The sequence below is a fragment of the Streptomyces sp. NRRL S-495 genome (assembly GCF_000966955.1).
GTDB lineage: Bacteria > Actinomycetota > Actinomycetes > Streptomycetales > Streptomycetaceae > Kitasatospora > Kitasatospora purpeofusca.
The window spans coordinates 1-342 of record NZ_JZWY01000307.1 but is presented as its reverse complement, the minus strand read 5'-3'; the positions used below and the strand labels follow the sequence as shown (position 1 = coordinate 342).

Here is a 342-nt window from a genome sequence, read left to right as displayed (position 1 = left end):
ACCTGGGGCGGACGGTCGAACAGGGCGAGGTGTCCGCCGTCTTCGACCGCCCGCGCCACCCCTACACCCGGGCGCTGCTCTCGGCCGTCCCGCTGCCGGACCCGGCCGCCGAACGGACCCGGACCCGGATCCTGCTGGCCGGCGACCCGCCCTCCCCCACCGTCCGGCACACCGGCTGCCCGTTCCGCGCCCGCTGCCCGGTGTACGCGGGACTCGACGCGGGGTCACGCGGCCGGTGCGAGACGGAGGCGCCGCCGCTCACCGACGCGGGCCCGCTGCCGGAGGCCGCGGGTGCGCCGGCCCCCGACCACCGGGCCGCCTGCCACTTCCCGGAGGGGTGAC

1 protein-coding gene is annotated in these 342 nt (G+C 79.8%); it reads left to right on the top strand.

What is annotated here, in order from left to right:
* A partial coding sequence (locus tag VR45_RS17175) for an oligopeptide/dipeptide ABC transporter ATP-binding protein (RefSeq protein ID WP_045940647.1) occupies positions 1-341 on the top strand: 341 nt, incomplete at its 5' end.
* Position 342: the final 1 nt, after the last annotated feature.